General features: G+C 72.0%; 9 protein-coding genes. 5 read left to right on the top strand and 4 right to left on the bottom strand.

Annotation, left to right across the window (positions count from 1 at the left end):
* The 3 genes from OZN99_RS20200 to OZN99_RS20210 all read right to left on the bottom strand — a co-directional run.
* A partial coding sequence (locus OZN99_RS20200; RefSeq protein ID WP_270937057.1) for an ABC transporter ATP-binding protein occupies positions 1-843 on the bottom strand: 843 nt, incomplete at its 3' end.
* Complete coding sequence (locus tag OZN99_RS20205; protein ID WP_270937058.1) at positions 840-1799, bottom strand: ABC transporter ATP-binding protein; 960 nt, start codon at positions 1797-1799, stop codon at positions 840-842. The genes OZN99_RS20200 and OZN99_RS20205, both read right to left, overlap by 4 nt.
* Positions 1800-2552: a DUF1028 domain-containing protein gene (locus tag OZN99_RS20210; RefSeq protein ID WP_270937059.1), complete on the bottom strand. Its 753-nt coding sequence runs from the start codon at positions 2550-2552 to the stop codon at positions 1800-1802.
* 110 nt (positions 2553-2662) lie between these two features.
* Here OZN99_RS20210 and OZN99_RS20215 point away from each other — a divergent pair, with 110 nt between their 5' ends.
* Genes OZN99_RS20215 through OZN99_RS20235 form a run of 5 tightly spaced genes read left to right on the top strand, consistent with a single transcriptional unit; the run spans position 2663 to position 7347 of the window.
* Positions 2663-3382: a DUF1028 domain-containing protein gene (locus tag OZN99_RS20215; RefSeq protein WP_270937060.1), complete on the top strand. Its 720-nt coding sequence runs from the start codon at positions 2663-2665 to the stop codon at positions 3380-3382.
* Positions 3379-4074, top strand: coding sequence for a DUF1028 domain-containing protein (locus OZN99_RS20220; RefSeq protein WP_270937061.1), 696 nt, complete (start codon positions 3379-3381; stop codon positions 4072-4074). Before OZN99_RS20215 ends, OZN99_RS20220 begins: the two co-directional genes overlap by 4 nt.
* 11 nt (positions 4075-4085) lie before the next feature.
* Positions 4086-5576, top strand: coding sequence for an ABC transporter substrate-binding protein (locus OZN99_RS20225; protein WP_270937062.1), 1491 nt, complete (start codon positions 4086-4088; stop codon positions 5574-5576).
* 3 nt (positions 5577-5579) lie between these two features.
* The gene (locus tag OZN99_RS20230) at positions 5580-6494 is read left to right on the top strand and encodes an ABC transporter permease (RefSeq protein WP_270937063.1); all 915 of its coding nucleotides are present in this window, start codon (positions 5580-5582) and stop codon (positions 6492-6494) included.
* 4 nt (positions 6495-6498) lie between these two features.
* Positions 6499-7347, top strand: a complete 849-nt coding sequence (locus OZN99_RS20235; protein ID WP_270937064.1) for an ABC transporter permease — start codon at positions 6499-6501, stop codon at positions 7345-7347.
* A 6-nt stretch (positions 7348-7353) separates the two neighbouring features.
* Here the strand turns inward: OZN99_RS20235 and OZN99_RS20240 are convergent.
* On the bottom strand, positions 7354-7952 hold a 599-nt coding region (locus tag OZN99_RS20240; protein ID WP_270937065.1), incomplete at its 5' end, for a TIM barrel protein.

Here is a 7952-nt window from a genome sequence, read left to right on the forward strand (position 1 = left end):
CAGCGGGCTCGGGATCTCGCCGCCCAGCGGCTGGCGCGGCGGGCGCGCGCCCGGGCGCGGCAGCGGCGCCGCATCCAGCAGCGCGCGCGTGTAGGGATGCAGCGGATCGGCGTAGAGCTCGCGCGCCGGTCCGGTCTCCACGATCCGGCCGAGATACATCACCGCGACGCGGTCCGAGACGTGGCGCACCACGCGCAGGTCGTGCGAGACGAACAGGTAGGACAGGCCCCGCGCGCGCTGCAGGTCGCGCAGCAGGTTCACCACCTGCGCCTGCACGGACACGTCCAGCGCCGAGACCGGCTCGTCGCAGACCACCAGCGCGGGGTCGAGCGCCAGCGCACGCGCGATGCCGATGCGCTGCCGCTGCCCGCCGGAGAACTGGTGCGGGTAGCGCAGGGCGTGGTCCGCCTGCAGACCGACCTGCGCCAGCAGCGCCGCTGCGCGGGCGCTTCGCTCGGCGCGGTTCACGCCGGCCAGGCGCAGGGGCTCCGCCACGATCTCGCCCACGCGCATGCGCGGGTTCAGCGAGCCGAAGGGATCCTGGAAGACCATCTGCATCCGCCGCCGCAGGCGCCGCAGTTCCACCCCGCGGGCCGCAGCCAGGTCCGCACCCTCGAACATCACGCGCCCGGCGCTCGGCTCGATCAGGCGGATCAGCAGGCGGCCGAGGGTGGACTTGCCGCAGCCGCTCTCCCCGACCAGCCCCAGCACCTCGCCGCGCGCGATCTCCAGATCCACCTCCTCCACCGCGCGTACCTCGCCCACCTGCGCGAGGCCGAGCGCACCGCCCAGCACGGGGAATCGCTTGGACAGGCCCTGCGCCACCAGCAGCGGCACGGTCACGCCGGCACCCGCAGGCAGGCGGCCTCGTGCCGCGGCCCGGCGACGCGCAGGGCGGGGTCCTGCATGGCGCAGTCCGGCCCGGCCAACGTGCAGCGCGGCGCGAAGCGGCAGCCGGGCGGCAGCTTCCCGGGCGGCGGCACCACGCCCTCGATCGCCTCCAGCCGCTCCATCTCCGCCTCGCCCGGCACGCAGCGCAGCAGCGCCGCGGCGTAGGGATGTGCCGGCGCGGCGAACAGCGCGGGTGTCGGCGCACGCTCCACGACGCGCCCAGCATACATTACGACCACCCGATGCGCCTGTTCCGCCACCACGCCGAGGTCGTGCGTGATGAACAGCACAGCCATGCCGAATTCCGCCTGCAGGTCTGTCAACAGCGCGAGGATCTGCGCCTGGATCGTGACGTCCAGCGCGGTGGTCGGCTCGTCGGCGATCAGCAGGTCGGGCCGGCAGGCCAGCGCGGCGGCGATCATCACGCGCTGGCGCATCCCGCCCGACAAGCGATGCGCGTAGTCGTCCACCCGCGTCGCGGCAGCCGGGATGCCGACGCGGTCCAGCAGCGCGATGGCGCGCCGCCGCGCTTCCGCCCGGCCCAGCCCCTGGTGCAGCATCAGCGGCTCCATCACATGCGCGCCGACGCTCAGCACGGGGTTGAGGGAGGCCATCGGCTCCTGGAAGATCATGGCGATGCGGTCGCCGCGGATGCGGCGCATGTCGCGCTCCGCGAGGCGCGCCAGGTCCTGGCCCGCGAAGCGGATCGCGCCCGCGGTGATCCGGCCCGGCGGCTCCAGTAGGCGCATGATGGCCAGCGCCGTCACGCTCTTGCCGCTGCCGCTCTCGCCCACCAGCGCGACGGTCTCGCCGCGTTCCACGTCGAAGGACGCGCGGTCCACGACCGTGACCGGCTGCGTCCCTGTGCCGAAGGCGACGGCGAGGTCCTCGACCTCCAGCAGGGGCATCTAGCCCGGCGGTCCCTCGCCGCGGGCGCGGGCGGCGTCGACATGGGGCGGCACCTCGCCGAAGGCGCGGTCGATGCCGCGGGCCTTCAGCCAGTCCTTGTGCCGGCCCACGCGCGGGTTGTTGCAGCGTTCCGCGTAGAAGGGCAGCAGCGGCTTGAACCATTCCAGCAGGCGCCGCAGCTCCGCGATCGGCTCCATGCTGTGGTCCACGCGCAGGTCCACATGCGCCACCGCCTGGTCCTTGTACACCAGCAGCGCCGCCGAGGTCTGGCCTTCCGGATACTGGCCGCCGACGTCGCGCCCGGCCTCGATCGCGCGCATCAGCCGCTCCTCGAAGGGCTCGCCTCGGCTGCCCAGGTAGCCGTCATGGATGGCCTGCACGACATGCGGGCCTTCCAGGAAGTTGCCGAGCGCCACGAAGCCATCGCCGACCAGGTGCGAGGAATGGTTGCGGTTGTTCGCGCCGGTGCGCGCCACCGCGGCGCCGGTGGTGTCGATCACGGCGATCTGGCGGAACTCGATGTGCTCGTCGCCGTCCACCAGTTCGTTGAGCACCTTCGGCGCCCTGGCGCCCATCTCCAGCATCCGCATGCCCCACCGGGCCAGCCGCGGCTCCGGCGTCGCCTGGTGCGCGATGACGCCGACCCCGTGCATCACATGCACGCAGCGCGAGCCGACCGCCGGCGAGGAGGTGGCGATGCCGATGCCGATCGCGCCCGTCTCCGGGCAGCGGGCCGCGATTGTGAAGGTCATCGGGCTACCCTCCGTGATGTCGTCCGGCGGGGAGGAGCATAGACATTGCGCCTTGCCGGAGGCAACGCAGCGGCACTAGCCTTCCCGCCGCGGCTTCGAAGGATGATGCGATGCGTCCGTTCGGCGAGGAATTCTCCACCTTCGCGATCTCGGCGCGCTGTCCCGACAGCGGCAAGCTCGGCGTCGCCATCTCCACGCGGCCAATCGGCGTCGGCGCGCGCTGCCCGTTCATCGCGCCCGGCCTCGGTATCACGGTGACGATGGCGGTCACCGATCCGCGCCTCGGACCGCTCGGCCTGAACCTGATGAAGCTGGGCTACAGCGCGCAGCGCACGCTGGACGAGATCGCGGCGAGCGACCCGCACATCGAATGGCGCCAGGTCAGCGTGATCGACCGCGACGGCAATGCCGTGGCGCGCACGGGCGCGCAGAACAAGGACTGGTCGGGCCATTTCTGCGAGCCCAACATGGTCGCCATGGGCAACGGCCTGATCAGCGAACGCACGGCCAGCGCGATGCGCGACACCTACCGCGCCACGGCCGGCCAGGCGCTGGAGGATCGGCTCATGCTGGCGCTGGAAGCCGGCCGCGACGCGGGCGGGCAGCATGGCGGCCAGCATTCCGCGGCGCTGCTGGTCTACCGGACGCAGCCCTACCCGCTGATCGACCTGCGCGTGGACGAGCATGACGAGCCGATCGGGGAGCTGCGCCGCATCCTCGAGCTCTACCGCCCGACCATCGACTACTACGAGTTGCGCCCCGCCCAGCCGCACGCGCTGGGCGGCGAAGCCGACTGGATCGCCGCGAAGGCCGCGAGGGCTGGCCGATGACCTTCACCGTCGTCGCGCGCTGCCCGCGCACCCGCATGCTCGGCGTGGCCATGGCCACGCGCTCCATCGCCGTCGGCAACCGCTGCCCCGTCGTCGTCTCCCGCATGGCGGCGGGATCGGTGCAGGCGGTGGCCGACCCGCGGCTGACGCTCACCTGCCAGAAGCTCATCGCGCTGGGCTGGCATGCGCCGAAGGTGGTGCAGGAACTGGCCGACAGCGACCCGCGCCGCGACTCGCGCCAGATCGGCGTGGTGGACATCTACGGCCACGCCGCCGCCTTCACCGGCGCGCAGAACACCGCCTATGCCGGCCACATCACCGGCGATGGCTGGCTGGCGATGGCCAACGCCGTCGTCTCCGCTGCCGTGGTGGAGGAGATGGCGGCCGCCGTGGCGGACGAAGGCCCCGCGCTGGAGGAACGGCTGATGCGCGGGATCGAGGCCGGCGGCCGGGCCGGCGGGCAGAAGGAAGGCCAGAACTCCGCGGCCATCCTGGTGCATGCGGACGAACCCTTCTCCTACCTCGATCTGCGCGTGGACCTGCATGACGAGCCCATCGCGGAGCTGCGGCGCATCTTCGACCGCATCTCGCCGCTCGGGCCCTACTTCCAGGAACGGCCGTACAACCCGCAGATCGGGCGCGACGACCACTGGCTGATGGCGCGCGGCCTGCCGCCGCCCGGCCGGCACTGAGGGAGGCGCCGATGCGCAGCAGCCTGCTCGCCCTTGGCGCCGCGCTGGCGCTGGCCATGCCCGCCGCCGCGCAGCAGCGCGGCCAACTGGTGGTGGGCGCGGCCATCTTCACCGACAGCATCGCCCCCGCCGCCGGCGGCTACAACACGCTCTCACTGGTGTACCAGACCTGGGACCCGCTGGTGGCGCGCGACCACAACGACGACATCGTGCCGGCGCTGGCCGAACGGTGGGAGACGCTGAGCCCGACGCATTGGCGCTTCCACCTGCGCCGCAGCGTGCGCTGGCACGACGGCACGCCCTTCACCGCGGAGGACGTGAAGTTCACCATCGACTACGTCACCAACCCGCGCACCGTCTACGTCCGCAAGGGCCGCATCGCCGGCATCGCGGCGGTGGAGGTGGTGGACCCGCACACGCTGGACATCCGCACCACCTCCCCCGCGCCGCTGCTGCTGCGCGGGCTGGCGGACATCGCCATAGAGCAGCGCGCCATCACGGAACGCCTGGGCCCGGCCGAAGCCGCGCGCCGCCCGGTCGGCACCGGGCCCTGGCGCTACGTGGAGTGGATCAGCGGCGACCGCTACGACCTGCAGGCCAACCCGGAGTACTGGGGCGGCGCGCCGCGCGTGGAGCGCCTGCGCATCCGCACCATTCCCGAAGGCTCGACCCGCGTCGCCTCGCTGCTGGCGGGCGAGACCCACATCATCGAGGAAGTGCCCGTCGACCTGATCCCCTCGGTCCGCCAGCGCCGCAACCTGGCGATCGACGCGGTGGAAAGCTCCGTCAGCCTGGTCCTGACCTTCGACACGCGGACGCCGCCCTTCAACGATGTTCGCGTGCGCCGCGCCGTGGACCACGCGATCAACAAGCCGCAGATCCACCAGCAGATGCTGGAGGGGCTAGGCAGCGTGCTGGACGGCCAGCTGGTGACGCGCGCGACCTTCGGCCACAACCCGAACCTGCAGGCCCGTCCCTTCGACCAGGCGCGCGCCCGCGCCCTGCTGCGCGAAGCCGGCTTCCCCGATGGCATCGACACGCGCATCAACACGCTCTCCGGCCGCTACCTGTCGGACGTGGACATCGCCAATGCCGCGGCCGGAATGATGCGCGCGATTGGCATCCGTGCCTCCGTCAACGTCGTGGAAGGCGCGGTCTGGTCGCGGCTCGACCGCAATCGCGAGCAGGGGCCGATCTACCAGGTCGGCTGGTTCAGCGTGGGCGACGCCGACTTCAACACGGTCTGGTACACCGAGGCGAGCCGCCGCAACTACTGGACCAACGCCGAGTTCGACCGGCTGTGGGAGGAAGCGCGCAGCACGCTGGACCAGGATGCGCGCCGCCGCGCCTACCACCGCATGATGGAGATCATGCACGAGGAAGTGCCCTCCATCTTCCTGTTCGGCCTGCCGCGCATCTACGGCCGCAGCAACCGAGTGGCGGCCGGGTGGAACCCGCCCCGCGACAGCCTGCTGCGGCTGCACCGGGTGGAGCTGCGCTAGCGCGTGGCCTACCTGCTGCGGCGTCTGCTGCTGGTGCCGGTGCCGCTGCTGATCGTCGTCGTCTTCGTCTTCGTCGTGCTGCGCCTCACTGGCGATCCTGTCGCCATCTATCTGGGCATCGACGCCACGCCGGAGCAGGAGGCGCTGTTGCGCGCCGAGCTCGGCCTGGATGATCCCGTGCCTGTGCAGTTCGCCTGGTTCCTGCTCGACCTTCTGCAGGGCGATTTCGGCAACAGCCTGCAGCATCGCGCGCCCGCAATGGAGCTGGTGGGCGCGCGCCTGCCGGCGACGCTGCAGCTCGCCGCAATGGGCCTCGGGCTGGCGATCGTGCTGGGCGTGCTCGGCGGCATCGCCGCGGCGGTCTGGAACGATCGGCTGCCGGACCTCGTGCTGACCGCCCTCGCCGTCATCGGGCAGTCCATGCCCTCCTTCTGGCTCGGCATCCTGCTGATCCAGCTCTTCGCGCTGGAGCTGGGATGGCTGCCGACCTCCGGGCGGGAAGGCTGGGAGAGCGCTGTCCTGCCCACCCTCACCCTGGCCGTCTTCCTGCTGCCCAACTTCATCCTGGTGACGCGCACCGCCGTGCTGGAGACGGCGCGCGAGCAGTTCGTCGCCACCGCCAGGGCCCGCGGCGTGGGCAGCGCGCGCGCGCTGTTCCGCCACGTGCTGCCGAACGCGCTCAATCCCGTGGTCAGCCTGGTCGGCCTGCAGCTCGGCAGGCTGATGGGCGGGGCAGTGGTGACGGAGACGGTCTTCGCCTGGCCCGGCGTGGGTCGGCTGATGGTCTCGGCGATCTTCCAGCGCGACGTTCCGGTGGTGATAGCCGGCGTCTTCATTGTCGCGGTCACCATCGTGTTGGCGAACCTGGTCGTGGACATCGTCCAGGCGGCCATCGACCCGCGCATCCGGCTCCGCTGAGGCGATGCGCCGCCGCCTCTTCGGGCCACGCGTGAAGCTGGCCGTCGGCGCGGCGCTGGTGCTGCTGATGGTGGCCTGCGCCGTGTTCGCGCCGTGGCTCGCGCCGCACGATCCCTACGCGCAGGACCTGATGGCGCGGCTGCGCCCCCCGGTCTGGGCCGATCGTGGATCGTGGGCCCATCCGCTCGGCACCGACAATTTTGGACGCGACCTGCTTTCCCGCCTCATCCACGGCTCGCGCCTGTCCATCCTGGTGGGGCTCGCCGCCATGGCGCTGGCGCTCACCATCGGCACCACGCTCGGCATCCTGGCCGGTTATCTCGGCGGGCGCGTCGAGCAGGTGGTGATGCGCTTCGCCGATGCCTGGCAGGCCATCCCGGAGATCCTGCTGGCGATCGTCGTCGTCGCCGTGCTGGGCGGCGGCGTCACGGTGCTGATCCTCGTGCTCGGCTTCGCGGGGTGGGAGGTCTACACGCGCGTCACCTTCAACCTCGGCCGCAGCCTGCGGGAGCGACCCTTCGTGGAAGCCGCAATCGCCGCCGGCGCGGGCGGCGGCTACATCATGTGGCGCCACCTGCTGCCGCAGATGATCCCGGTGCTCAGCGTGATCGCCACGCTGCAGGTGGGCCAGCTGATCCTGCAGGAAACGGCGCTCTCCTTCCTCGGCCTCGGCCTGCCGCCGCCGACCGCGACCTGGGGCAACATCCTGGCGGAAGGGCGGGAGAGGCTGTGGGTCGCGCCCTGGATCGCCAACCTTGCGGGCTGCGCCATTATCCTGCTGGTGCTCGGCATCAACCTGCTGGGCAATGGCCTGCGGGAACTGCTGGACCCGAAGCGCGTCGGCCGCGGCTGAACGCCGCTACGCGCCACGCAGGGAGAGGAAGTCCCGGACCGCGCGGTCCAGCAGCGCATCCGGGTCCGGGCGCCCCATGGCATCGTGGAACACCTCGTATTCCAGCGGGCCGCGATAGCGTGCGGCATCCAGGTCGCGCAGCAACAGCGCCAGGTCGGCGGGCCCGGTCGCGAGATCCGCGCGCCGCGGCGGGCCGCCATCCGCCAGGATATCCAGCCCGCAGATCTGCACCAGGAACAGGCGATCCGGGTGGCCCGCCACCACCCTCTCCAGCGCCGGGTCCCACCAGGAATGGAACAGGTCGAGCGTCAGCCCGCAGCGCGGATCATCGCCGATCAGTGCCAAGGCCTGGTCCAGCTGGTTGATGCAGCTGCGCGTGCCGATGGCGGCCGGATGGATCGGCTCCACCGCCAGTCGCACGCCCAGCGCCCCGGCGCGTCGCGCCAGCGCGGCGAAGCCCTCCGCGGTTCGGCGCCGCGCCTCGCGCAGTGACGGCGGCGCGCCATGCGCGGCGCCATGCAGCACGCCGCCCAGGATCACATTCACCGGCGCATCCAGCTCCTGCGCTGCGGCCAGCAGCCGCGCGTCCAGCGCGGCCTGCTCCC

The sequence above is a fragment of the Falsiroseomonas oryzae genome, from assembly GCF_027856955.1.
Lineage (GTDB): Bacteria > Pseudomonadota > Alphaproteobacteria > Acetobacterales > Acetobacteraceae > Falsiroseomonas > Falsiroseomonas oryzae.

Excerpts from the sequence above, each read along its gene's own strand:
- OZN99_RS20205 (WP_270937058.1), bottom strand. The coding sequence starts at position 1,799 with ATGCCCCTGCTGGAGGTCGAGGACCTCGCCGTCGCCTTCGGCACAGGG.
- OZN99_RS20210 (WP_270937059.1), bottom strand. The coding sequence starts at position 2,552 with ATGACCTTCACAATCGCGGCCCGCTGCCCGGAGACGGGCGCGATCGGC.
- OZN99_RS20215 (WP_270937060.1), top strand. The coding sequence starts at position 2,663 with ATGCGTCCGTTCGGCGAGGAATTCTCCACCTTCGCGATCTCGGCGCGC.
- OZN99_RS20220 (WP_270937061.1), top strand. The coding sequence starts at position 3,379 with ATGACCTTCACCGTCGTCGCGCGCTGCCCGCGCACCCGCATGCTCGGC.
- OZN99_RS20225 (WP_270937062.1), top strand. The coding sequence starts at position 4,086 with ATGCGCAGCAGCCTGCTCGCCCTTGGCGCCGCGCTGGCGCTGGCCATG.
- OZN99_RS20235 (WP_270937064.1), top strand. The coding sequence starts at position 6,499 with ATGCGCCGCCGCCTCTTCGGGCCACGCGTGAAGCTGGCCGTCGGCGCG.